This is a genomic window from Thalassolituus marinus (assembly GCF_020320395.1).
Classification (GTDB): domain Bacteria; phylum Pseudomonadota; class Gammaproteobacteria; order Pseudomonadales; family Oceanobacteraceae; genus Venatoribacter; species Venatoribacter marinus.
Window position 1 is genome coordinate 1 of sequence record NZ_JAEDAH010000002.1, and the last position, 24,390, is coordinate 24,390.

The 24,390-nt window shown below is 52.1% G+C and carries 18 protein-coding genes; 10 read left to right on the forward strand and 8 right to left on the reverse strand.

Annotated features, from left to right (window positions below):
- Positions 1–290: 290 nt before the first annotated feature.
- From I9W95_RS00375 to I9W95_RS00400, 6 genes are all read right to left on the reverse strand, one after another.
- Complete coding sequence (locus I9W95_RS00375; RefSeq protein ID WP_225670549.1) at positions 291–1,061, reverse strand: SDR family oxidoreductase; 771 nt, start codon at positions 1,059–1,061, stop codon at positions 291–293.
- 18 nt (positions 1,062–1,079) lie between these two features.
- The gene (locus I9W95_RS00380; RefSeq protein ID WP_225670551.1) at positions 1,080–1,772 is read right to left on the reverse strand and encodes a histidine phosphatase family protein; all 693 of its coding nucleotides are present in this window, start codon (positions 1,770–1,772) and stop codon (positions 1,080–1,082) included.
- Positions 1,772–2,869: a phosphotransferase family protein gene (locus I9W95_RS00385; RefSeq protein ID WP_225670553.1), complete on the reverse strand. Its 1,098-nt coding sequence runs from the start codon at positions 2,867–2,869 to the stop codon at positions 1,772–1,774. Before I9W95_RS00385 ends, I9W95_RS00380 begins: the two co-directional genes overlap by 1 nt.
- Position 2,870: 1 nt before the next feature.
- Entirely contained in the window at positions 2,871–3,707 is an 837-nt protein-coding gene (locus I9W95_RS00390) for an SDR family oxidoreductase (RefSeq protein ID WP_225670555.1), read from the reverse strand.
- Positions 3,708–3,855: 148 nt separating this feature from the next.
- Positions 3,856–5,079, reverse strand: a complete 1,224-nt coding sequence (locus I9W95_RS00395) for an acyl-CoA dehydrogenase family protein (RefSeq protein ID WP_225670557.1) — start codon at positions 5,077–5,079, stop codon at positions 3,856–3,858.
- 99 nt (positions 5,080–5,178) lie between these two features.
- The gene (locus tag I9W95_RS00400) at positions 5,179–6,837 is read right to left on the reverse strand and encodes a GGDEF domain-containing protein (RefSeq protein WP_225670559.1); all 1,659 of its coding nucleotides are present in this window, start codon (positions 6,835–6,837) and stop codon (positions 5,179–5,181) included.
- A gap of 315 nt (positions 6,838–7,152) precedes the next feature.
- Between I9W95_RS00400 and I9W95_RS00405 the strand changes: the two genes are divergently transcribed.
- Complete coding sequence (locus I9W95_RS00405; RefSeq protein ID WP_225670561.1) at positions 7,153–9,069, forward strand: putative bifunctional diguanylate cyclase/phosphodiesterase; 1,917 nt, start codon at positions 7,153–7,155, stop codon at positions 9,067–9,069.
- A gap of 81 nt (positions 9,070–9,150) precedes the next feature.
- Here I9W95_RS00405 and katG read toward each other — a convergent pair whose 3' ends face one another.
- A complete protein-coding gene (gene katG, locus I9W95_RS00410; protein ID WP_225670563.1) occupies positions 9,151–11,364 on the reverse strand; it encodes a catalase/peroxidase HPI in 2,214 nt (737 codons plus the stop codon).
- Positions 11,365–12,143: 779 nt separating this feature from the next.
- On the opposite strand from katG, the gene urtA reads away from it, so the two are divergent.
- The 5 genes from urtA to urtE are packed head-to-tail and all read left to right on the forward strand — an operon-like array spanning position 12,144 to position 17,742.
- Positions 12,144–13,400, forward strand: coding sequence for an urea ABC transporter substrate-binding protein (gene urtA / locus I9W95_RS00415; protein WP_225670697.1), 1,257 nt, complete (start codon positions 12,144–12,146; stop codon positions 13,398–13,400).
- Between the two features lie 56 nt (positions 13,401–13,456).
- On the forward strand, positions 13,457–15,079 hold the full coding sequence (gene urtB / locus I9W95_RS00420) for an urea ABC transporter permease subunit UrtB (protein WP_225670565.1): 1,623 nt from the start codon (positions 13,457–13,459) through the stop codon (positions 15,077–15,079).
- A 9-nt stretch (positions 15,080–15,088) separates the two neighbouring features.
- Complete coding sequence (urtC, locus tag I9W95_RS00425; RefSeq protein ID WP_225670567.1) at positions 15,089–16,255, forward strand: urea ABC transporter permease subunit UrtC; 1,167 nt, start codon at positions 15,089–15,091, stop codon at positions 16,253–16,255.
- The gene (gene urtD / locus I9W95_RS00430; RefSeq protein ID WP_225670569.1) at positions 16,252–17,028 is read left to right on the forward strand and encodes an urea ABC transporter ATP-binding protein UrtD; all 777 of its coding nucleotides are present in this window, start codon (positions 16,252–16,254) and stop codon (positions 17,026–17,028) included. Before urtC ends, urtD begins: the two co-directional genes overlap by 4 nt.
- Positions 17,029–17,043: 15 nt before the next feature.
- A complete protein-coding gene (urtE, locus tag I9W95_RS00435) occupies positions 17,044–17,742 on the forward strand; it encodes an urea ABC transporter ATP-binding subunit UrtE (RefSeq protein WP_225670571.1) in 699 nt (232 codons plus the stop codon).
- Positions 17,743–17,790: 48 nt separating this feature from the next.
- Here urtE and I9W95_RS00440 read toward each other — a convergent pair whose 3' ends face one another.
- The gene (locus tag I9W95_RS00440) at positions 17,791–18,030 is read right to left on the reverse strand and encodes an accessory factor UbiK family protein (RefSeq protein WP_225670573.1); all 240 of its coding nucleotides are present in this window, start codon (positions 18,028–18,030) and stop codon (positions 17,791–17,793) included.
- Positions 18,031–18,390: 360 nt separating this feature from the next.
- Between I9W95_RS00440 and I9W95_RS00445 the strand changes: the two genes are divergently transcribed.
- The 4 genes from I9W95_RS00445 to I9W95_RS00460 all read left to right on the forward strand — a co-directional run bounded on the left by I9W95_RS00445 (position 18,391) and on the right by I9W95_RS00460 (position 24,372).
- Entirely contained in the window at positions 18,391–19,032 is a 642-nt protein-coding gene (locus I9W95_RS00445; protein ID WP_225670575.1) for a TorF family putative porin, read from the forward strand.
- Positions 19,033–19,112: 80 nt separating this feature from the next.
- The gene (gene glnK, locus I9W95_RS00450) at positions 19,113–19,451 is read left to right on the forward strand and encodes a P-II family nitrogen regulator (RefSeq protein WP_225670585.1); all 339 of its coding nucleotides are present in this window, start codon (positions 19,113–19,115) and stop codon (positions 19,449–19,451) included.
- A gap of 44 nt (positions 19,452–19,495) precedes the next feature.
- The gene (locus tag I9W95_RS00455; RefSeq protein ID WP_225670587.1) at positions 19,496–20,824 is read left to right on the forward strand and encodes an ammonium transporter; all 1,329 of its coding nucleotides are present in this window, start codon (positions 19,496–19,498) and stop codon (positions 20,822–20,824) included.
- A 320-nt stretch (positions 20,825–21,144) separates the two neighbouring features.
- Positions 21,145–24,372, forward strand: coding sequence for a carboxypeptidase-like regulatory domain-containing protein (locus I9W95_RS00460; protein ID WP_225670589.1), 3,228 nt, complete (start codon positions 21,145–21,147; stop codon positions 24,370–24,372).
- Positions 24,373–24,390 lie beyond the last annotated feature (18 nt).

A 24,390-nucleotide genomic window follows, 5' to 3' on the forward strand; every position in this document is an offset into this window, starting at 1 on the left:
GGGTAAACGAGCCAGAACAGCGCGAAGCGGGGAGATAGCCCGTCCGGCGAGAGGGGTAAGGCCCCTCTATGAGGACAAGGGGCCAGGAATATCTCACAAAAGTTCAAATAAAAATTTGTGGGACAGCAGTGGCGCAGGTGCGGGAAATATCAGAGGAGGAGACGGCAATGGCCAGTTTGCTCTGTCCTGAGTGTCGTCCGCTTGGGAGGGGGCGGGCTCGGTGCAGCGAAGGGAAATAAAAAAGGCGGGCATGGCCCACCTTTCTGTCTTACGTTGGTGCGGCTGCTGGCTTACACCAGCAGATAACCACCGTCGACGTTGATAGCAGCACCAGTGGTGTAGCTGGATGCGTCAGACGCCAGATATAACACAGTGCCGGCCATTTCTTCCGGCATGGCTACGCGCTTCATCGGAATATGCATCATCGCCATTTTCAGGATAGCGTCGTTGCTGGTCAGGGTGCTGGCGAACTTGGTATCGGTCAGGCCTGGCAGCAGAGCATTCACGCGAATACCCAGTTGCGCACATTCTTTGGCAAAGGTCTTGGTCATAGCAATAACCGATGCCTTGGTGATGGAGTAAATACCCTGCATATCACCCGGAATCACGCCGTTAACAGACGCCACGTTGATAATGGAGCCACCACCGTTTTTCTTCATCAGTTTGGCGCCAGCGGAAGACATAAAGAAGTAACCACGGATGTTTACGTCGACAGTTTTCTGGAAGGCACCGAGGTCGGTATCCAGTACGTGGCCGAAGTAAGGGTTGGCCGCTGCGTTATTCACCAGAATATTCAGCTTGCCGTGTTTCTCTTCGATGGTTTTGAAACAGGCTTCGATCTGATCCATTTCACCAATGTGACAGGCCAGTGCTTCAGCACTGCCGCCAGCTTCTTTAATCTCATCCGCGACACGCTGACAGTCGTCTACTTTACGGCTGGATACGATCACGTGAGCACCGCTGGCAGCCAGCAGTTTGGCGATGGCTTCACCGATACCACGGCTGGCACCAGTCACCAGTGCAACTCGGCCGGACAGGTTAAACAGTTCTTGCGGGTTCATAAGGAAGCTCCTGATTTGTTATCGGTATGTCAGAAAATGTTTTCCGGCCTGAGCCAGATGTTGTTGTTCATTAAACGATGCCAGGCTGACCTTGCCACCGCTGTTGTATAACAGCTGGGTAATGCCGCCGTTCAGCAGCGTCCAGTTCATGTCGAAGGCTTTGTCATGGCTAAGACCGAGGCATTGCTGGGCAACGGCGGTAATCGGACCGCCGGAGGTAAATACCACCACATTTTTGCCATCGGCCCGTTGCAGCAATTCCGCCAGCGCCTGGGTTACCCGGCCGGTGAATGCAGTCCACGACTCGATGTAATCACTGTCGTTTTCGCCACGGGTCCAGCGCTCGACGGCGTTGGCGAATAACTCCTGAAACGCTTTGCGCTTGTTCGGCTGCGCCAGAATCCACGCGCCCAGAACCGCTTTGTTTTTAAACTGCGGATAAGCGCAGGCGATGACGTCGTCGGAATCAAATTCATTAAACCCGGCCATTTCGCTCACCGGTCCGAAAGCGTGCCAGTGTTTCTGTGCACCCTGCATGGTCTCGCGGTGACGCTGCATCGCGCCATGAACCACCATACCGGCTTCAACACCGCGCAGCGCCAGTGATTTGCCCACCAGTTCGCCCTGCAGGTGGCCGGTGTCCGACAGCTGATCGTAATTCAGCTTACCGAAGCCGGCCTGACCGTGGCGTACCAGATAAATGCTGGCCATTATTTAAAACCGTTGTTACGCGCATTTCTGATAATGCGGTTGCAGCGCCAGTTCAGGTAATGCACGAAGAACCAGAAATTTTTAAACGCCGGATTGTCGGTTTGCTTGTGGTGATAACGGTAGTAAATCTGCTGCACGATTACCGCTAAGCGGAACAGACCAAACACTTCGTAGAAAGGCCACAGCTTCGCATCAAGGCCCATCTTGTCGCAGTAATAGTCGACAATCTCCTGACGAGTCAGCATGCCCGGCAGATGACTTGGCTGACGACGGATAGAGCGCATTAAGGCATCGTCACCAGCTTCCACCCAGTACGCCAGCGCGCCGCCCAGGTCCATCAGCGGGTCACCGAGGGTGGCCATTTCCCAGTCCAGTATGCCGATGATCTCACCTGGGTTATCCGGGTTCAGTACCACGTTATCCATACGGTAATCGTTGTGGATAATGCAGGTTTTCACATCGGCAGGCATATTGCGCTGCAGCCACGCCATGGTCTTTTTAAAGCCCGGTACGTTCCAGGTTTTCGATTTGGTGTAACGACCGCTCCAGCCTTCGACCTGACGCTGAACATAGCCAGCACCTTTACCCAGATCATCCAGACCATTGGCCTGATAATCCACCTGATGCAGGTCGATAAGTTTGTCGAATACGGAAATGCACAGCTCGCGTGCCTGCTCTTTGCTGAGCGTCATGCCCTTTGGCAGGTTGCCGCGCGGAATAATGCCGCGCATACGTTCCATCACATAAAAGTCGCTGCCGACTACGCTCTGATCGTCACAGAAGGCGATCATTTTCGGTACGAACGGATACACCGGTTTGAGGCGCGCCATGATGCTGTATTCGCGTTTCATGTCGTGCGCACCAGCGGCTTTGTGGCCGGCGGGTGGACGACGCAGAATAAGATCGTTGTTGTCGTACTGGTCGGCGTACTTCAGGTGGTAGGTAAGGTTCGAGGCACCACCGGAAAATTGTTTTACTTCCGGCAGGTCGTCGCCGTAATCATTGCCCTGCGCTTTCAGCCAGTCGTGAACGGCCTGAATATCAAACGCGTCGCTGTCGCGCAGCGTTTTGGCCTGGTCAATAAACTGCTCGCTCATATCAGGCGTCCTTTCCTTCTTTAAAGGCTTTACGCTGATCTTCGCGTTTTTTCAGGCCCTGCGCCATCTGCATCATGCCTTTATCAAACAGGAATGGCAGATATTTCTTGAAGAAATACGCGCGACGGCCAGCGGGGTGCGGGTTGCAGATTTTCTGGTTTTTCTGCACGGCTTTGTAGGCGGCTTCGGCAATATCGTCGGCATCCAGTGCCGACGCTTCGAATACTTTATCCACAAACTTGAGCATATCCGGGTCGGAGGTTTTCATGCCGTGGTTAAGATTGGTGCGGAAGAACCCCGGGCACAGTGCTGTTACGCCAATACCATAAGGCTTCAGCTCGTAATGCATGGTTTCGGAGATCGCAACGACCGCTGCTTTGGTGGCGTTGTACGATGACATGGACGGCGCTTTCAGCAGGCCGGCCAGAGAGGCGACGTTAACAAACGAACCGCTGCCCTGTTGTTTCATCATAGGGGTGAAGGTACGACAACCCAGTGCCACGCCTTTCAAGTTAATGTCGATGATCCAGTCCCACCAGGCCCAGTCCCCCGCGTCGATGCGATCACCCGTGGCAACACCGGCATTATTAATGACGATGTCGATACCGCCCCAGCGGTTGTTAACTTCTTCACGCAATGCATTCCAGGCGTCTTCGCTGCGCACGTCCAGTTCATGGATCCAGCCTTTACCGCCGGCCTGCTCGACCATATTCAGGGTCTCGGCAGCGCCCCCCATGTTGATGTCGGCGATGCAGATATCAGCACCCTCACGGGCAAAGCGGATTGCCATGGCACGGCCAAGGCCGCTGGCGGCACCAGTAATCAGAACCTTCTTCATTGCGTAACCTCAAAAACGTAGAGAGCGGCTTATAAGACCGCTCAATTATTATCTTGTAACTATTGGCCTGTTAAGGGGCTATTGTGACAGGCGTCAGACGTCAGACGTCAGACGTCAGACGTCAGACGTCAGACGGCCGCAGGCAGCCTCATACGTCCTTCATATACTTCTTGTATTTCATCATCTCGATCTTAGCGATCAGGCCACGGTGTACTTCATCCGGACCATCAGCCAGGCGCAGAGCACGGGCGGCGGTAAACAGGCCAGTGAGCGGGAAGTCTTCCGACAGACCACCACCACCGTGCATCTGCATGGCGGCATCAATGATCTGCTGGGCCATGTTCGGTGCGATCACTTTGATCTGAGAAATTTCACTCATGGCACCCATGGCGCCCACTTTGTCGATCATCCACGCTGCTTTGAATACCAGCAGGCGCGCTTGTTCGATGTTCATGCGGGCATTGGCGATGATGTCGCGGTTGCCACCCAGGTTAACCAATGGCTTGTGGAAGGCGGTACGACCAGCGGCACGGATGCACATCAGTTCCAGCGCTTTTTCCGCCATGCCGATCAGACGCATGCAGTGGTGAATACGGCCAGGGCCAAGGCGTCCCTGAGCAATTTCGAAACCACGACCCGGACCGGCAATCATGTTGCTCAGCGGTACGCGCACGTTGTCGAAGCTGATTTCGCCGTGGCCGTATGGCTCGTCATAGAAACCGAACACCGGCAGCATGCGCTCAATTTTTACCCCCGGGGCATCCATCGGGAACAGCACCATGGAATGTTGCTGATGACGTGGTGCATCCGGGTTGGTCAGACCCATAAAAATACCGACTTTGCAGTTCGGGTGACCAATACCGGTGCTCCACCATTTGCGGCCGTTCAGTACCACTTCATCGCCTTCAACGATGGCGGTGGCTTCCATGTTGGTGGCATCGGAAGAGGCGACACCCGGTTCGGTCATGCAGAACGCAGAGCGGATTTCACCGGCCAGCAGTGGCTTCAGCCATTGTTCCTGCTGCTCTGGGGTGCCGTATTTTTCCAGCACTTCCATATTGCCGGTGTCTGGCGCATTACAGTTAAAGATTTCCGGAGCGATAAAAGAGCGGCCGGTCAGCTCGGCAATAGCAGCATATTCCAGCGTGCTCAGGCCTGCGCCGAAGTGCTCATCCGGCAGGAACATGTTCCACAGGCCGGCAGCTTTGGCTTTTGCTTTCAGCTCTTCAATGATTGGCAGCACAACCCATTTGTTGTCCAGGCTATGCAACTCGCGCAGGTAGTCTTCTTCTACCGGCTCGATTTCATTCTTCATGAACTCTTTAACGCGCTTGATGTATTCCTGCGCTTTAGGGGAATGCTGAAAATCCATAATGACCTCATTGGGTGACGTTATGGATCCAGTGTAGAGAGATCTTCTGTATCTATGAAATGAATGGTTTGAATACCAAACTATTATTCTTAGTTATGGTTAATCCGATTGGCGTGGCTCACCATCGTGCTCGCAACCGGGGCAGCTGTGGCAGCTTAAGCCCGGGTGGTACTGGTTACGGCCAGCACCTTTGGCAAAGTAGAGCGCCTTATCGGCGCAGGCGAGTAACTGATTCAGATCCATGTCACCACGCAGAATGCAGCTGCCTGCGCTGACAGTCAGATGATTCGGCTGTGGTAAGCCACTGACGTCAACCGCACGGATGCCTTCACACAGGCGCTGACCAAGGCCGTTGATAATGTCGGGCTGATCGGTGCGTACCAGAATAAGGAACTCGTCGCCGCCCCAGCGCGAGGCGTAGTCGTAAGTGCGCAGGCTGGCGCGAATGTGAGCCGCGGTGGCTTCCAGCGCACGGTCGCCGGTACCGTGACCAAAATCGTCGTTAACCAGTTTAAAGTCATCGAGATCGAGCCAGATAATACCGAACGTATCGCCTTCACGGCGATGGCGCTCCATTTCCAGCTCCAGCCGTTGCATCATACCGCGGCGATTGAGCAGCCCGGTCAATGGGTCAGTCTGGGTTTGTTCTTCCAGCTCCCGGGTTCGCTGACGAACCCGGGCTTCCAGCTCATCGTGGGATTGCTGTACCTGATCGGCCATGGACTGCATATGCCCCATAAGCCGGCCAATCTCATCGCGTCCCTGGTGTAAGCGCTCGTGAGTGGTGTTCTGTCCGGCCCGCAGATCATCCATGGTGGTCGACAGACGTGACAGTGGATAAAGAATGAAGCGGTTGATGGCGATGTTGTACGCCAGCAACGCGAACACCACGCACAGTCCGGCCAGAATGAACACCGGGACAAAGGCGTCGGTCGGCATCAGGGTGTCGAAGCCAACCAGGGTCAGCACATACCAGTCGATTTCCGGCAGATAAATGATGCCGGCGAGATGGTCATCACCGTCGGAGACCAGACGTAAACTGACAACATCCCCGGGCGTTTGCTGAGCGTGACTCATGGCTTGTTGCAGGTTCGCGGCATCCTCTCGGCTGAACATCTGCCAGATGGTTTTCTGCTCCGGAGCGGTTTTGGTAATGCTGGCAAAGTCGATCTGGCTTAGATCATTGGACACCTGCACGGCGCCCAGATGATCAATTAAAAAGTTATGTACACCGGGCTCCGGTGTGGTGGATATCTGGCGGATGTATTCAGTCAGCTCGAGTCCGGTGCCCACCACTCCCAGTATGCGGTCTCCATCGCGCAGCAACACATCAATCCACAGCTTGGTCACCTGCAACGGGATGTCCGGATTGACGTTGAGGTGCATATCGCGGTTCTGAGCAATGATGGAGTAGAACCACTGATCGTCCGGGTTATCTGCTTTCAGTGTGTAGCGGTACTCATTGCCGGCGTATTGGTTGCTGGCATTGTTGTGGAAGTAACGGCCAGAGCCGGCCAGTGCAACAAAGAAACTCTGGTCGGCAAAATTACTGCGGAAGGATTCCATTTCGGTCAGGGCGCGGGCGAGCTTTTCCGGATTATCTTCGTCCCGTGCCCAGTCGCGGATTATCTGTGATTCAGCGAACTGTCGGGCCAGCGCAACCTCACGAATGATGGGTTGCAGTGAGCGTTCTTTTTCCAGCCGCACCTGAGTGCTGAACTGACGGATGGCCCATTGTTCAGCGATGTTCAGTGTCACGCTGTGACCCACAAGCCAGATTCCCGAGCACGCCAGTGCCAGGAGGATCGATGTGAGCAGTAAAAATCGGGGTTTCAGATTCATTCTGGGGGCCTGTCCGTCGTCTCTTAATGATAGACGTGTTTAAAAAGAATGCACTGCCCTCAGAGTAATCCCTTACGAAAAATATTGTTATTGTGATCTTTATCGACAAAGAGTAGCGTTGTTGGGCCCGCTGGAGTGCATAAGCCATCCGTCGTAAGAAAATCAGTCTATGGTTATAGCTCCACAGGTTGAATTAACCCTGACGTTCCGACAGCAAGAATTACGGTAAGTATGGTTAAAGGAAAAGAAAGGTCACCTCTGCTCGAATATGACAATACGGCGCTCAAATCTCGTCGTCTGATGCAGATCAGTGGCATCACTCTGGTGGGGTTGTTGCTGATTATTCTGGTGGCAGACGACCGCATTCGCCCGTTCCTGATGCTTGGTGGGCTGACCCTGATTGCCGTGTTATGGCTGGCTGCACAGCGCAACCCGGAGAAAGCCGCATCGGTGTTTCTCTGGTGTCTGACCATGATGCTGTCGTCCATTGCCTGGGTGTCTGAGGGCGTACGCGATATGTCTCTGCTGGCCTACCCCAGCGTTTTGATTTTTGCTGCCATCCTTGGCTCTAAAGCCTTGTTCTTTTCGTTGCTGACGCTGATGGTTGGCTTTGCCACCATCGTGGGCTTGTTGTCGCTGAGTGGCTGGCACGAACCTTACTACTACGAACTCGCACCGCGCCATATTGTATTTACCGACGTTATTCTGATTCTCACTGGCTTCAGCGTCTACATGCTGCTGCGCGATCAACGTAAGCTGCTGGTCAATCTGAAAGAAGAAAACTTTCGGGTACGAGAGCGGGAGTTACTGATTGGCGATCTGGCGAATCAGGATCAGCTGACGGGGCTGTACAACCGTCGCTTTGCCGAGACCGTGTTCAGCGAGTTATCCGACCAGTGTCAGTGCGGTGACGGGCGTCTGGCGTTACTGTTTTTCGATCTCGATAACTTTAAGCCGGTAAACGATTCCCTCGGGCATGCTGCGGGTGACCTGTTGTTGCGGGAGTTGGCCGATCGTCTGAAAACCGTGGTGGCCAAAGACGATATTCTCTGCCGCTTTGGTGGCGACGAATTTCTGGTTCTGACCTGTTTCTCCAGCAACGATCAGGGCTACGTAACTAACCTCGCTGACCAGCTGATTGCCGCAGCATCGATACCGTTTTACATCCAGAGCACACGCATTGAGGTATCGGGTTCGATTGGTATTGCCATCGCTCCGGAGCATGGCGATGTCTTTTCCGAGTTATGTCGTCATGCAGACGCCGCTATGTATCAGGCGAAAGAAGATGGTCGTCATGTTTATCGCATTTATGACGACTCAATGAGCAAAGCCAGTGCGGCCAAGCTGAGTATGATGGCTGACCTGCGTGAAGCGCTGGTAAATAAAGAATTTCAGGTTTACTACCAACCGCAGATTGATCTGGCATCGCGCCAGGTGTGCGGCGCCGAAGCATTAATTCGCTGGCAACGTCGTGATGGTTCATTTGTACCGCCGGATGAATTTATTCCGCTGGCAGAGAGCAGCGGCATCATTGCCGATATCGGCTGCTGGGTTTTGCGCGAGGCCTGTCGTGATTGTGCGGGCTGGCGTCAGGCTGGTTTTACGCATATGTCAGTGTCGGTCAACCTGTCGTATGTGCAGTTCCGCGATGGTGAACTGGAATGTCGGGTGCGCAAAGCACTGGACAGAGTTGGTCTGCCAGCACAAGCACTGGAGCTGGAACTGACCGAGTCGATGCTGATTGGCGAAAGTCCGCACATTCAGAAGCAGATCGCTGCTATACGAGCAATGGGTGTGAATTTTGCCATCGATGATTTTGGTACCGGCTATTCCAATCTGGGTTATCTGCGTCGCTTCAGCGCCACTCGCCTGAAAATTGATAAATCCTTTGTTATGGATATGGGTGGTGCAGCTAAGGACAAACCGCTGGTGCGGGCGATTATTCAGATGTGCGACAGCCTCGGACTGGAAGCGGTGGCCGAAGGGGTGGAGGACAATGAAACGGTGCGTGAATTACTGGCGCTGGGATGCCATCAGGGGCAGGGTTATCTGTGGTCGAAAGCGATAACCAATGACGCCTTCCTGTGCTGGCTAAGCGAATATGGTAAGCAGGATTTATCCGACCCGTTTGATTACGCTCAGCTTTGACTTTGGCCGGTTAACCGAGCTGCATAAAAAAACGCTGCTGAGGCAGCGTTTTTTCGCTAAAGCGCTAACGCTTTGGCGTTATTAAAGCAGATCGAAACGGTCTGCGTTCATTACCTTAGTCCAGGCAGCAACGAAGTCATTTACGAACTTCTCTTTGCTGTCGTCAGAGGCGTAGAACTCAGCGATCGCACGCAGTTCAGAGTTAGAACCGAATACCAGATCAACCGGCGTTGCAGTCCATTTCACTTTACCGCTGTCGCGGTCACGACCTTCGTAAATACCGGCTGTACCAGACTTCTTCCACTCGGTAGACATATCTACCAGGTTAACGAAGAAGTCAGTGCTCAGCTGGCCAGGACGCGCAGTGAACACACCGTGCTGGCTGCCATCGTAGTTTGCACCCAGTACACGCATGCCACCTACCAGAGCCGTCATTTCCGGTACGGTCAGATCCAGCAGCGCTGCTTTCTCAATCAGGGCTTCCGCCGGTGGACGTGGGAAGCTGTCGCTCAGGTAATTACGGAAACCGTCGGCCTTTGGTTCCAGCAGAGCAAAGGATTTGGTGTCAGTCATTTCCTGAGTCGCATCGGTACGACCAGCAACGAATGGTACTTCTGCTTTAACGCCTGCATCCGCAGCGGCTTTTTCGACTGCAGCAGAACCGGCCAGTACAATCAGGTCAGCCATAGAAACGTTGGCTTTAGCTGATTTGTTGAACGACTTCTGGATGCTTTCCAGTTTGCTCAGCACTTTTTTCAGTTCAGCCGGCTGGTTAACTTCCCAGCTGTTCTGTGGTGCCAAGCGAATACGCGCACCGTTCGCACCACCGCGCATATCGGTTTCACGGAACGTAGAAGCTGAAGCCCAGGCTGTGGTTACCAGCTGCTGTACGCTCAGACCAGAAGACAGAATATCTTTCTTCAGTTTCTTCGCGTCTTTTTCTGAAATCAGCTTACCTTCAACCGCCGGAACCGGATCCTGCCAGATAAATTTCTGAGTTGGTTTCCAGTTGCCCAGATAACGGGAAGATGGGCCCATATCGCGGTGGGTCAGTTTGAACCAGGCGCGAGCGTAGGCGTCTTCAAATTTTTCCGGGTTGTTCAGCCAGTCCTGAGTGATCTTGCGGTACGCAGGATCGACTTTCAGTGCCAGGTCAGTGGTCAGCATCATCGGAGCGTGACGTTTGGACGGATCGTGAGCATCCGGCACCATACCGGCACCAGCACCATCTTTCGGTGTCCACTGTTTAGCGCCGGCAGGGCTCTTAGTCAGTTCCCATTCGAACGCGTACAGGTTCTGCAGGAAGTTGTGAGTCCATTGTGCCGGACTGACGGTCCATGCTCCTTCCAGTCCGGAGGTGGTGGTATCCACGCCATTACCTGTGCCGCATTTGTTCATCCAGCCCAGCCCCTGGGTTTCCAGGCCTGCTGCTTCGGGGTCAACGCCAACACACTTATTCACTTTACGTGCACCGTGTGCTTTACCAAAGGTATGGCCACCGGCGACCAGTGCGGCGGTTTCTTCATCGTTCATACCCATGCGGCCGAATGCTTCACGGATATCACGGGCTGCCAGCAGAGGATCCGGGTTGCCGTGGGGACCTTCCGGGTTCACGTAGATCAGACCCATTTCGGTAGCACCGAACGGACCTTTCAGGCTGCCGTCTTTAGCGCGACGAGCGTCGGTCAGCCATTCGCCTTCTGGCCCCCAGTTCACTTCTTCCGGTTCCCATTCATCGGCACGACCGAAGGCGAAACCAATGGTTTTAAAGCCCATGTCTTCCATGGCGACGGTGCCAGCCAGTACCAGCAGGTCAGCCCAGGACAGAGCGTTACCGTATTTCTGCTTAATAGGCAGCAGCAGGCGACGAGCTTTATCCAGGTTGGCGTTGTCTGGCCATGCATTCAGAGGAGCAAAGCGCTGCATACCGCCGTCTGCACCACCGCGACCATCGATTGCACGGTAAGTACCGGCAGCGTGCCAGGACATACGGATAAAGAACGGACCATAGTGACCGTAGTCGGCTGGCCACCATGGCTGTGAGGTTTTCATTGCATCAGCCAGATCTTTTTTCAGCGCGTCCAGATCCAGGTCTTTAAATGCATCGGCATAGCGGAAGTTGGCACCCATAGGGTCGGCGGATGCACTGGAATCACGCAGTGGTTCCAGACTCAGACGGTTTGGCCACCAGTAGTCGTTGTCGCGCATATCGTCGGCGCTGGCAAACGGAGCAACGCCCGCCGCGCACAGGGTCAGTACCGAAATGGCCTTACCCAGTTTGGTCATCTTTTTCATTGTGCAAGTCTCTTCAGGTTATTGTCTGTCAGCTGTCCGTTGTCCTTCCGGCAGCATCAGCGGGCCCGATTCCGACACTATAAGATCTGGTATAAATGAGACTAATTTAGATTTTTAACAGGGCCGATTGATTCTTTTAAATACGCAGCAGGCTCAGTTGCTGCTAGCTGATAATAAATATAACCGACTGATTTTATTGGTTTTTCTCATTTTATGCCTGTCGTATACGGCATTGGCAGGCGGAGTTGGCCGTCTCGGCGAGCACAAAGGTTAAGACGGTTGTCGCCCTGTTCTTGCTTCTATCCACTGGCTCCGAATGTCTGGCAGAGCACTATCGGCGACGGGCAGATTCAGTCAGGCAGTGAGATACAAATGCTTTGTGGATAAATCCTCATTACCGACAGCCTGGCCTTTGAATTGAATGCTTCGTGACATGCCTTTATGTGCATATTTAAACGACGAATTTATTTTCTGATTTTACCGAATTACGGTTCGGGGAGGATGCGCCCTCAATTGGTGCCTGGTGATTTATATCTGTGCAATTCGGGCGCGGCGATACAGGCCATACTGGCGCTTTTGCATGAGAACCGTGGGTAAAAAGCGGTTTTTATGCACTCTTTTCCAACTTGGTACACCCCTTGCTGAAAGCATGGTCGCAAGCTTCTTCAAATCCCCCAGACCTTGAGTGGCAGTGGGCATAACGATCATAAGTAAGAAGGAAAGACTCCATGAAAACATTCGGAAAAAACTCCCTGAGCAAAGCAGGAAAAGTACTGGCAATGACCGCACTGGCGGCGGGTGTCAGTCTCGCTAATGCAGCAGACACTATTAAAGTTGGTGTGCTGCACTCACTGTCAGGGACCATGGCTATTTCTGAAACCACGCTGAAAGACACCGTACTGATGATGGTGGAAGAGCAGAACAAGAAAGGTGGTCTGCTGGGTAAAAAACTGGAGCCGGTTGTGGTTGACCCTGCGTCTAACTGGCCACTGTTTGCAGAAAAAACCCGAGAGCTGCTGGAGAAAGATAAAGTCGACGTTATTTTCGGCTGCTGGACTTCTGTGTCCCGTAAGTCTGTTCTGCCGGTGATCGAAGAACTGAACGGTCTGATGTTCTACCCGGTTCAGTACGAAGGTGAAGAGTCTTCCTACAACGTTTTCTACACTGGTGCTGCGCCAAACCAGCAGGCCATTCCTGCGGTTGATTACCTGATGAACGAAGTAGGCGTTAAGCGCTGGGTGCTGGCGGGTACCGACTATGTTTATCCGCGTACCACCAACAAAATTCTGGAAAGCTATCTGAAGTCTAAAGGCGTTGCCGAAAAAGACATCATGATTAACTACACGCCTTTCGGTCACTCTGACTGGCAGACAATTGTGTCTGACATCAAGAAATTCGGTGGCGCTGGTGTGAAAACTGCCGTGGTTTCAACCATTAACGGTGATGCCAACGTACCTTTCTATAAGGAACTGGCGAACCAGGGTGTAAGCGCTGAAGACATTCCGGTGGTTGCATTCTCTGTTGGTGAAGAAGAGCTGTCTGGCTTTGACACCAAACCTCTGGTTGGTCACCTGGCTGCATGGAACTACTTTATGAGTGCCGACAGCAAGGAAAACGACGAGTTCATTAAAGCATGGCACGAGTTTACCAAGAGCGAAGATCGTGTAACCAACGACCCGATGGAAGCAACCTACATCGGTTTCGAAATGTGGGCGAAAGCCGTTGAAAAAGCCGGCACCACCGATGTAGCAAAAGTTGAAGCTGCGATGATCGGTATTGAGGTTCCTAACCTGACTGGCGGCATGGCGAAAATGAACAAAAACCACCACCTGAGCAAGCCGGTTCTGATCGGTGAAATTCAGGAAGATGGTCAGTTCGATATCGTATGGGAAACCGACGGTGTTGTGCCGGGTGATGCCTGGACAGACTTCCTGCCAGAAAGCAAAAACCTGATCTCTGACTGGACTGCCCCGGTAAGCTGCGGCAACTACAACGTAGTGACCAAAACCTGTGGCGGCGCGGTAGCGACCGAATAAGGTTGATCTGTCCCCCGCGTTCGCGGGGGATTTCTTTCCCAGATAGGATGTACCTCATGCGGATGTATTGCAGACAGATTTTTCTGGCTCTGGCCCTGCTCGTGTCGTTTACCGGGCAAGTGCTGGCGGCACAGGATGCAGACAATCTCAAAGCGCTGACGTCGCAATTGATTGCGGCAAATTATGCAGAAAAAGAACAACTGGCCGGCCAGATTGCAGCCCTTGATGATGAGCGGGTGTTGCCCATTTTATCGGCGCTGCTGGAAGGTGAGCTTTTCTATAAAAAAGATGATGAACAGATTCTGATTGTTAAGGGCGATGCCATTAACAATGCGTTTTCTGGCGACGCAGTTGATGTGCCCGGCAAACGCGATAAAAAGAAAATTGGTGTAAACAACTCCCTGCGTGGCGAGTTACGCAGCCTGATTGCTCGCGCGCAGATTAACTCGCGTAAAGAAAGTGTGCGCCTGGACGCTGCCGCTAATCTGCTGAAAAACAGTGCCGATGTTGAGCTGACGCTGGTGAACGAAGCGCTGGCGAAAGAAACCAGTAGCGATGTGAAAGATATTCTGTCGCTGGTGCGTGGCTTGATTTTATTAAAATCAGAAGATCAGGCTGAACGCATTACGGCACTTGAGTTGCTGGATGGTTCGCTTTATCCGGAGGTGCGTGCCAGCCTCAATCAATTCATTAGCGGATTCTCTGAAGAAGAAATTAAAACCAGGAAAACAGAATACACCGCCGCGACAAAATCACTGGCTTCTATTGAAACCCTGGTGGAAATGAACGGCTATATCGAAAACCTGTATTTCGGTTTAGCTCTGGGGGCGGTATTGCTGCTGGCTGCCATTGGTCTGGCCATCACCTTTGGTGTGATGGGCGTGATTAACATGGCTCATGGCGAAATGATTATGCTCGGCGCCTACACCACCTATGTGGTGCAACAATTAATGCCTGATCATACAGGCCTGTCGCTGGTGGTGTCGATTCCGGCAGCCTTCCTGGTGGCGGGGGCTGTGGGTGTCGCCATTGAGCGCGGTGTTATTCGTCATTTGTATGGCCGCCCGCTGGAAACACTGCTGGCGACTTTTGGTATCAGTTTAATTCTGCAGCAGGCTGTGCGTTCTGTTTTCAGCCCGCTGAACCGCGAGGTAGCAACGCCGGACTGGATGGCCGGAACCTTTATGCTGAACCCGGCACTGGAACTGACCTGGAACCGTCTGTACATCATTATCTTCAGTCTGCTGGTACTGGCGACGCTGGCGCTGGTGCTTAAGCGCACGCTGTTTGGTCTGCAGATGCGTGCTGTGACCATGAATCGTCCGATGGCGAGTTCTATGGGTATTCGTACCGGCTGGGTCGATGCGCTGACCTTTGGTCTGGGGTCGGGCATTGCTGGTATTGCCGGTGTGGCGTTATCACAGCTGACTAATGTAGGTCCGAACCTGGGTCAGGCCTACATTATCGACTCCTTTATGGTGGTGGTGTTCGGTGGTGTTGGTAATTTGTGGGGAACACTGGTTGCGGCTATGTCGCTGGGTGTTGCTAATAAAATTTTCGAACCCATCGCAGGTGCGGTACTGGCCAAAATTCTGGTGCTGGTATTCATCATTCTCTTTATTCAGAAACGACCACGCGGCCTGTTCGCGCTGAAAGGTCGTGCAGTTGAGAACGGGTAAGGAGGATTTATGACTCGTAATGACAACATGGGACCTCTGACCCGCCTGCTGATGAATGATGCGCAGGGACGCAAATTACTGATGGTGCTGGTAGCTCTGGCGGTGATTATTCCGTTCTGCAATCTGGTGTTTCCGCAGGATTCGTTCTTCCATATTTCTACTTACACTATGACGTTGCTGGGCAAGTATCTGTGCTATGCCTTGCTGGCCATTGCTGTCGATTTAATCTGGGGCTATTGCGGTATTTTAAGTCTGGGTCACGGCGCCTTCTTTGCACTTGGTGGTTACGCCATGGGTATGTACCTGATGCGTCAGATCGGCGATCGGGGTGTATACGGTAATGCCGAGCTGCCGGACTTTATGGTGTTCCTCAACTGGCAGGAATTACCCTGGTACTGGTTTGGCTTTGATCAGTTCTGGTTTGCCATGCTGATGGTGCTGCTGGCGCCGGGCATTCTGGCCTTTGTGTTTGGTTTCCTGGCATTCCGTTCGCGCGTAACCGGCGTTTATCTGTCTATTATTACTCAGGCCATGACCTACGCCCTGCTGCTGGCTTTCTTCCGTAACGATATGGGCTTTGGCGGTAACAACGGTCTGACTGATTTTAAAGATATTCTTGGCTATAGCCTGCAATCGGATAACACGCGCGCGGCGTTGTTTATTGCTTCTGTACTGGCGGTCATCATCGGTTATTTAATCAGCCGCTTTATTGTCACCTCGAAACTGGGGCGAGTACTGGTGGCCATTCGTGATGCGGAATCCCGCGCGCGTTTCCTCGGCTACCGTGTGGAATACTACAAGCTGTTTGTGTTTGTGGTGTCGTCCATGCTTGCTGGTGTCGCTGGTGCTTTGTATGTACCGCAGGTGGGCATTATTAATCCGGGTGAATTTGCACCGATTAATTCCATCGAAATTATTATCTGGGTGGCAGTTGGTGGTCGTGGCTCGTTGTACGGTGCTGTCATTGGTGCGGTGCTGGTGAACTACGCCAAAACCTATTTCACCGGAGCCTTTGCCGAACTCTGGCTGTTTATGCTCGGTGGTTTGTTTGTGCTGACTACCCTGTGGTTGCCTAAAGGTGTTGTTGGCCTGTGGGCGCAGATCAAAGAGAAACAGCAAATCCGCAAAGCAGGATCTGCCGCTGCTAATGCCAGTGCTCAGGGAGACGTATCATGAGCGCCATTCCAAAACATATTGAGAACCCATACGTCCTGTACATGGACGGAGTCAGTGTCAGCTTCGATGGCTTTAAGGCTCTGAACTCACTGTCGCTGGTTATTGCCCCGGGTGAGATGCGCGCCATTATCGGCCCCAACGGCGCCGGTAAAACCACCATGATGGATGTCATTACCGGAAAAACCAAACCCGATAGCGGCACCATCCTGTTCACTGATACTCATCAGCAGGAATACGATCTCACGCGCTTTGACGAAGCCGATGTGGCGAATCTGGGTGTGGGACGTAAATTTCAGAAGCCCAGCGTGATCGAAAGTCTGACGGTATTCGAAAATCTGGAAATGTCGTTAAAAGGCGGCCGCGGTTTGTGGGCAGCGTTAGTGCACAAGCTGACACCTGAACGTGCGGCCAAGCTCGATGAAATACTCGACATGATTGATTTGTCTGACAAGCGCGACTGGATGGCCGGCAGCTTATCGCACGGCCAGAAGCAGTGGCTGGAAATCGGCATGCTGCTCGGCCAGGAGCCGGATCTGCTATTAATCGATGAGCCGGCGGCAGGTATGACCGATGAGGAAACCATGAAAACCGCCGAGCTGTTTAAGCGCCTCGCGCAAAAACATTCACTGGTGGTGGTAGAGCACGATATGGACTTTATTGAAGCGCTCGATTGTAAGGTTACTGTGCTGCACGAAGGTCATGTGCTGGCCGAAGGTTCGCTGGCAACAGTGAAGGCTAATCAGCAGGTAATCGAAGTCTATCTGGGTCGCTGAGTCGGGAGAAATACGATGCTAAGTGTAAATCAACTCGATGTCGCCTACGGTGCCAGTCAGGCGCTGTACGGCGTATCGATGTCGGCTCAGCCGGGCAAGGTAACCTGTGTGCTGGGACGTAATGGCGTGGGTAAAACCACATTAATGAAAAGTCTGTCGGGCCATCTGGAACCCCGTGCTGGTGATATTCAGTGGCAGGGAAAAAGTCTTAAAGGCATGGCGCCCTATGATCGGGCGAAACAAGGCATTGCCTATGTCCCTCAGGGGCGGGATATCTTTGCCCAGCTGACGGTTGAGGAGAACCTGCAGACGGCCTTTTCGGCGCTGCCAAAGAGCCAGCGTTTTATCGACCCCGAGGTGTATTCTCTGTTCCCTGTGCTGCAAAAGATGCTGAAACGCCGTGGTGGTGATTTATCCGGAGGTCAGCAGCAGCAGCTGGCCATTGCGCGGGCGTTGCTGTTGCGACCGAAGGTGCTGATTCTGGATGAGCCAACCGAAGGTATTCAGCCGTCCATTATTAAGGACATTGGCAATGTTATTAAACTACTGCGAGACCGCGGTGATATGGCCATTGTTCTGGTAGAGCAGTATCTGGATTTTGCTGCCGAGCTGGCGGATGAGTTTGTGATTCTTGAGCGTGGGCGGGTGGTCGCCTCGGGTGAGGGGGCAGAACTCAAATCGTCGGAAGAAGCACGACGTTTACTCGCAATCTGAAACAAAAAAGGGCAGCACTGGCTGCCCTTTTTTACAGGTGCCGCTCAATCAATGCTGTGCGGCTTCCAGTCTGGCGACGATCGCCTCCAGTTCTGCCAGACGGGCAGTGGTGCGACGCAGTGCTTCGGCCTGCACTTCAAATTCTTCCCGGGTAACGATATCTGCACTGGTTAACAGGGCGTTGAGCTGGCTACGCATGGCCAGGCGCAGATCATCGGACAGGCCGGCAAAAGGCCCCTGTTGCAGCATCTGTTCAATTCGGGTGCGGATCTGATCGGGTTTTAGCATGGTCTTCTCCAGTCTCTGTTCGCACCATCTTATCACGTTCCTTTCCGCGTTCTGCAGCCGTTGAGAGCACGGCGCCCCAAAATCACGCCACTGCTTTAGTTGTGCCTCAGTGTGGTGCCTCATGTTTTTAGTGTGCGCCCTGGAAAGGTGCATTAAAGTGGTTTGTGCACCATAAAAAGCACGGTTTTTGGCGCCCGAATCCGCATATTTGGGCTAAGTGCATGAAAATCAGTGTTTTTTAAAAGTTGGCACAGGCAGTGCTATAGGTGAGTTACCAGGTTTCATCCGAAATAAAACAGTGCGTAGACACTTAAATCCGAAACCTGAAAAGCTTTCGCTAACTGATGAAGGAAAAGAACGATGAAAAAACTGACTAAAGCTATCGTTGTTGCTGGTGTTATGACTGCAGGCCTGGCTGGTATCCCAGCTGCACAGGCAGAAGTTTCCGCTTCCGCTTCTATCGCGTCTGAGTACCTGTGGCGTGGTACCACTCTGGGCAACGGCGACGCAGCTTTCTCCGGTAGCCTAGACTATTCACACGAGTCTGGCCTGTACGCAGGCACCTGGATTTCTTCCGGTGACTCAGGTCTGGGCACTGAGTACGACCTGTATGCAGGTTACGCTCTGGAAGCCGGTGATCTGGGTGTAGATCTGGGTTATGCAACCTACATCTACCCAGGTGCGGATGAAGATGGCATCGACGACGTTGCTGAATTCTACCTGGGTCTGTCTTACAAGGCAGGCAGCCTGTACGCGTACAAATCAAGCGATTCTGACGTAGATGGCATGTACCTGGTTGCGTCTGCTGACGTTTCTTCTTTCTCTGTAGCTGTAGGTACCTGGCTGGATACCGGCGGTGACTACACTCACCTGGACGTAACTTACGCCTTCAACGACAACGTAGCGTTCACTCTGAGCCAGATCGTTGACGAAGAAATCGAAGACTCCATGGATATGTCTCCGAAACTGGTTGTTTCTTACAGCCTGCCTATCGAGATGTAAAAAGCATACAATGGCCCATGCCCCCGCATGGGCCATTGTAAATAACACCTAATTCCTAGCGTTTAGAAAAGGGGTTTTCTATGAAACTCATTACTGCTGTGGTTAAGCCATTCAAACTGGATGACGTGCGTGAAGCACTGTCTGAGATTGGCGTTCAGGGCATCACAGTGACTGAAGTAAAAGGCTTTGGTCGTCAGAAAGGTCATACCGAACTGTACCGTGGTGCTGAATATGTGGTGGATTTTCTGCCAAAAGTAAAAATTGATGTGGCGGTTGCCGACGACCTGACTGAGAAGGTTATCGAAGCAATCACCAAAGCAGCGAACACTGGCAAGATCGGCGACGGCAAAATTTTCGTTACCAATCTGGAACAAATCATTCGTATCCGTACCGGTGAAACCGGCGCAGACGCGATCTGATTCTTTCACAGTAAATTACTCGAGCCTTATGCGGGGGGCTTAGAATGGAAAACAATATTTTTGAACTCCAGTACGCCATGGACACCTTTTATTTCCTGGTGTGTGGCGCATTAGTAATGTGGATGGCGGCTGGTTTCGCCATGCTGGAAGCGGGTCTGGTCCGCTCTAAAAACACTACTGAAATTCTGACTAAAAACGTTGCCCTGTTCGCGATTGCGTGCACCATGTACCTGGTATGTGGTTACCAGATCATGTACGGCGGCGGTTACTTCCTGGCGGGTATCACTGAAGTTGATTCCGCAGCTGTTCTGGCTGACTTTGCTGCTCGTGAAGACGGTTTCCAGGGCGGTTCTATCTACTCAGGTGCTTCTGACTTCTTCTTCCAGGTAGTGTTCGTAGCAACTGCTATGTCTATCGTATCTGGTGCGGTTGCTGAGCGTATGAAGCTGTGGGCTTTCCTGGCTTTCGCAGTAGTACTGACTGGCGTTATCTACCCACTGGAAGGTGCATGGACCTGGGGTAACGGTGTTGAAGGTTCTATGGGGGAGATGGGTGTATTTGGCCTGTACGCGTTGGGAGATGATATTAAAGATGAGGCTGATAAAGTAATTGTTGCTGGTTTTGGTTTCAAAGACTTCGCAGGTTCCGGCATCGTACACATGGCAGGTGCTGCTGCAGCTCTGGCTGGTGTGATTCTGCTGGGTGCCCGTAAAGGCAAATACGGCCCTAACGGTGAAGTTCGCGCTATCCCTGGTGCAAACCTGCCACTGGCTACCCTGGGTACTTTCATCCTGTGGATGGGCTGGTTCGGTTTCAACGGTGGTTCTGTACTGAAACTGGGTGATATCGCTAACGCTCACGCTGTAGCGGTTGTATTCACCAACACTAACGCAGCGGCTGCTGGTGGTCTGCTGGGTGCCCTGGTTCTGGCTTACATCCTGTTCCGCAAAGCGGACCTGACTATGGCTCTGAACGGTGCTCTGGCTGGTCTGGTAGCGATTACTGCTGAGCCTTCTACTCCTACTCCATTCGCAGCAACCATCATTGGTATGGTTGGTGGTCTGATCGTTGTTCTGTCTATCCTGACTCTGGATAAACTGAAAATCGATGATCCGGTAGGTGCGATCTCTGTTCACGGTGTTGTTGGTCTGTTCGGTGTACTGGTAGTACCAGTAACTAACGGCGATGCAAGCTTCGTAGGTCAGCTGGTTGGCGCAATCACTATCTTCGTATGGGTATTCGTAGCTTCCTTCATCGTATGGATGGTTCTGAAAGCTGTGATGGGCCTGCGTGTTTCCGAAGAGGAAGAGTACGAAGGTGTGGATCTGTCCGAATGTGGTATGGAAGCGTACCCAGAGTTCACCAATAAATAATTGGTCTCAGCCAAAGCTGAAATAAAAAAGCCGGCCCTGATGTGGGCCGGCTTTTTTGTTGGGAGCAATAAACCCGGACGAAAACAGAGTGTGAACTACATCAGACATTCTGTGACAAAAACTAATGCTAAAGTGCTGTATTTGGCATTTGGTATGTCGTAATCGTGACAGTCATTTGCAAGAATACCCGCTCTTGAGAACAGGGATGGTCTCTTTTGCTGCGCAATGGAATCTTCGCATCTGCGTACTCCAGCGTCCTTCCCTGATTTCATTCTGATTCGCCATACCCCATGGCTTACTCTCTGCTTAGGAAGGAACCGATGGAACATTCGATTTTTAAAAAAGCCAAGCTGGCTGCTGCTATTGCTCTTGTCTCCTCTACAACGCTGATGACAGGTTGTTTGGTCGATGGTGATAAATCTACAACAACATCAACTACCGTTCAGGAAGACGCCAGCCGCATTTCGGTTACCGATCAGGTGACCCCTCGAGCTGAAATTCTGGGTATCGTGCAGGATACCAACGGCAATCCTGTTGCGGGCGCCAGGGTAAGTATTGGTAGTGCATCTGCCATTTCAGATGCTAATGGTGCGTATTCGATTCCTAATGTAGCGGTAACAGGATTTACCGGTAATGCAGACACTGCTAATGCGCAGCCAATACAGGTTTCGATTGTGCCGGCTAATAGTGTTGAGGGTGTTAAATATTTAGCGGCAACGGTCTCTGTAACCCCACAGGCCAGCACTATTATTCAAACGGTTGATGGTGATCACACCAATACTGAAGACGCTCTGCTAGCTATTGTTACTACTGATGGCTTAGCAGTGTCTGCGGGTGTGACTGTTATTCCTGCCCTTGAATCCACAGTAACGGGTGTGTTACGTGATAATGCGACCGGTGAGGTTGTGGCGAACGCAGTTATTGGTCTGGAAGTTCTCGAAGTTAATGGTGTAAACCAGCAGCAAGTACAGAATAGTAATGGTGGTGGTACCAGTTACGGTGTAGGTATTTACCAGGCAGCAACTGATGCAGAAGGACGTTTCACATTTGAAAATCTGCCGGTTGATACGGATTTTGATATTGCTATTAACGGCTGGATACTTGATTCATTAACCGGTGGCAATGTCGGTAACAATAATAGCGGTGAGTTTGCCACAACCCCTGAAGTCGCTGTACAGAATATCGGTACTGTGTACGCGGATCTGATCACATCTCAGGATGATATTGAGCCATTTGTTACTTCTGTGACTGGCGTTGTGGTTAACGCAGTAACAGGTCTGTTGAATGATGATCTGGACGGTACTCAGGGCCTGACTGTACATTTCTCTGAGCCTCTGCAGAGCCTCGTCGACAGTAATTCAGTTTATGTTTATAACACGACTGCCAAGGCGGCAGTGGCGTTACAGGGCCAGCCGGTGCTGAGTGCAGATGGTCGTTCGGTTACCATTACTACTGCATCCCCCATTCCGGCTAATAACACCTTTGAAATCTATCTGAATAAAATGGATTTTCAGGACATTGCTGGTAATGCACTGGATGCTGGGGTGGTCGGAACCTTTAAAGGTCAGCCAACTCCCGCATATGATGCGAACGTAACCCTGGGCAACAGCAATTCGCTGAAACTGACCCTGAAAACTTTTGCCGACCCCATTACTGAGGCCGGTGCTGTGGTTGGCCTGACCCAGCAGCTGGAAGACGGTGGCGATAGCGCATTTGAAATTCTGCAGGGACTGAATTCGACCTTTATTGATGTCGATACAGGTACTCTGCGCAGCGGTGATGTCTCGATAGAACAACTGAATGAACCGGAAAGTGAAGACCGTCTCAAAGCATTATCAGATGCTACATACGGTGAAGCAGGCTTAGCTGGCGCCCCGGTTGCAGTGGCAGCCGATGTGGCTCGTGTGCAGTTCACTATTGATGGTACAACTGAGGCAAGTGCCTACAAGTTAGAACTGAAAAATGCCTTGGGCGTTGCTCAGTTCCTGACCCTGGATGTATCTCCGCTGGTCGGCACATTGGCCAACAATGGCACCACGGCAGTAACCCTGACTCTGAACGATGGCTTCCAGGGAGTGGTAGATCTGTTGGCAGAAAGTGTGGAGCCCGGCTGGACACTGAGCATCGCTTCGCTCACCGATTTTGGTTCTGAGGATGGTATTGCCTCTGTGGTTCTGACCGATCAGCTCGCACCGACCACTGTACTGCAAAACAGTTATGGTGCTGGTGATAGTACGACTTCTGTTGTGGGTCTGAATTATGGTAACGGTGGTGAGCTGTCTGACATCACTACGGCAACGGTTGGTACGCCGTTGTTGAATATTACCCCGCGTCTGTTAACGCCTCAGGTGGGTGAAACTCCGGCGCTACCGGTTGGTGATACCTGGACTGCTGTTCGCGATCTGATGGATATCGACTCAAATGGCAACGCTCAGGTCGATACTTCTGGCTTGCCGTTCGGTACCACTGCGTATGACGCCAAAGCGTTTGCTGCATGGGCTGTGGGTGATCGTAAGATTGGTATCGCCATGTCTGAAGATGTCACTCTGACAGGAACCCCGACTCATAATGCCAGCCAGTCTCTGTCGGATTGGAAAGTCCAGAATGATGTCGTCGTTAATGATCAGAATAATCCGGTAACGGCTGATCTGATTAATGTGACGGTTCCTGATGTCATTGCCTTTGCCAATACTGACCATGGCAGTGTGATCGACTTTACCGGTAATATCACCGACAACAGTGGTAATACTGCAACAGCAGCGAACAATCCGAAAGTGGTTGTAAACGATCTGATGCCACCGATGCCGGTATCTGCTGTCTATAACGGTGAGAAGATCATTCTGACTTATAACGAGAACGTATCGGTTGTTGATGGTACCGAGTTTATTCTTGATGGCTTATCAGGCGATAAAACCTTCACTGTTGATACCGCTGATGTCACGGTATCTGGTGCTACTGTTACAATTCCTCGCAGCGTCTTCGGTGATATCGACAGTGAACAACTGTTTGATCGTGGCACGTATGACCATGATGACGATAATACCAATGCAGATGCAGCTCACGGCGTTGTCCTGACTCGTGATGTAGAAGATTTGCGTGGTGTGTCCTGGGCGAACTGGGATGGTGGTGCCGGCTTGGTTGATATTCCGGGTATTGTGATCCGTGATGATGCAGGCGTTTTTGAAACTTCTACCCCGTTACCAACTGGTTTTGCCAACGCTGCAACAGGTTTCTCTGTTGTATATCGGTTCTCTCACCGTATTGATTTGCAGAACTCTTTCGGTGCCGCTTCTGCTTCATCTATGACCGGTGCAGAGGTTGACTTGGCGTTTACACTGACAACAGCTGGCACTGGAATTATTAATACAGCCAATGGGACTAGTGCTTCACTGGATCCAACTGGCCGTGTTTTAACGGTTACCGTTGCTGTGGTAGGCGACCCAATCGCGACTGGCGATACCTTTGGTTTGACTGGTGGAACTATCCAAAGCGAATGGGATAGCAATGATCCTGTCATTACTACACTGAATGACATTACTGCTCAGTAAGGGAGCTTATGAAAAGCG

Excerpts from the sequence above, each read along its gene's own strand:
- I9W95_RS00375 (WP_225670549.1), bottom strand. The coding sequence starts at position 1,061 with ATGAACCCGCAAGAACTGTTTAACCTGTCCGGCCGAGTTGCACTGGTG.
- I9W95_RS00380 (WP_225670551.1), bottom strand. The coding sequence starts at position 1,772 with ATGGCCAGCATTTATCTGGTACGCCACGGTCAGGCCGGCTTCGGTAAG.
- I9W95_RS00385 (WP_225670553.1), bottom strand. The coding sequence starts at position 2,869 with ATGAGCGAGCAGTTTATTGACCAGGCCAAAACGCTGCGCGACAGCGAC.
- I9W95_RS00390 (WP_225670555.1), bottom strand. The coding sequence starts at position 3,707 with ATGAAGAAGGTTCTGATTACTGGTGCCGCCAGCGGCCTTGGCCGTGCC.
- I9W95_RS00395 (WP_225670557.1), bottom strand. The coding sequence starts at position 5,079 with ATGGATTTTCAGCATTCCCCTAAAGCGCAGGAATACATCAAGCGCGTT.
- I9W95_RS00405 (WP_225670561.1), top strand. The coding sequence starts at position 7,153 with ATGGTTAAAGGAAAAGAAAGGTCACCTCTGCTCGAATATGACAATACG.
- katG (WP_225670563.1), bottom strand. The coding sequence starts at position 11,364 with ATGAAAAAGATGACCAAACTGGGTAAGGCCATTTCGGTACTGACCCTG.
- urtA (WP_225670697.1), top strand. The coding sequence starts at position 12,144 with ATGACCGCACTGGCGGCGGGTGTCAGTCTCGCTAATGCAGCAGACACT.
- urtB (WP_225670565.1), top strand. The coding sequence starts at position 13,457 with ATGCGGATGTATTGCAGACAGATTTTTCTGGCTCTGGCCCTGCTCGTG.
- urtC (WP_225670567.1), top strand. The coding sequence starts at position 15,089 with ATGACTCGTAATGACAACATGGGACCTCTGACCCGCCTGCTGATGAAT.
- urtD (WP_225670569.1), top strand. The coding sequence starts at position 16,252 with ATGAGCGCCATTCCAAAACATATTGAGAACCCATACGTCCTGTACATG.
- urtE (WP_225670571.1), top strand. The coding sequence starts at position 17,044 with ATGCTAAGTGTAAATCAACTCGATGTCGCCTACGGTGCCAGTCAGGCG.
- I9W95_RS00440 (WP_225670573.1), bottom strand. The coding sequence starts at position 18,030 with ATGCTAAAACCCGATCAGATCCGCACCCGAATTGAACAGATGCTGCAA.
- I9W95_RS00445 (WP_225670575.1), top strand. The coding sequence starts at position 18,391 with ATGAAAAAACTGACTAAAGCTATCGTTGTTGCTGGTGTTATGACTGCA.
- glnK (WP_225670585.1), top strand. The coding sequence starts at position 19,113 with ATGAAACTCATTACTGCTGTGGTTAAGCCATTCAAACTGGATGACGTG.
- I9W95_RS00455 (WP_225670587.1), top strand. The coding sequence starts at position 19,496 with ATGGAAAACAATATTTTTGAACTCCAGTACGCCATGGACACCTTTTAT.
- I9W95_RS00460 (WP_225670589.1), top strand. The coding sequence starts at position 21,145 with ATGGAACATTCGATTTTTAAAAAAGCCAAGCTGGCTGCTGCTATTGCT.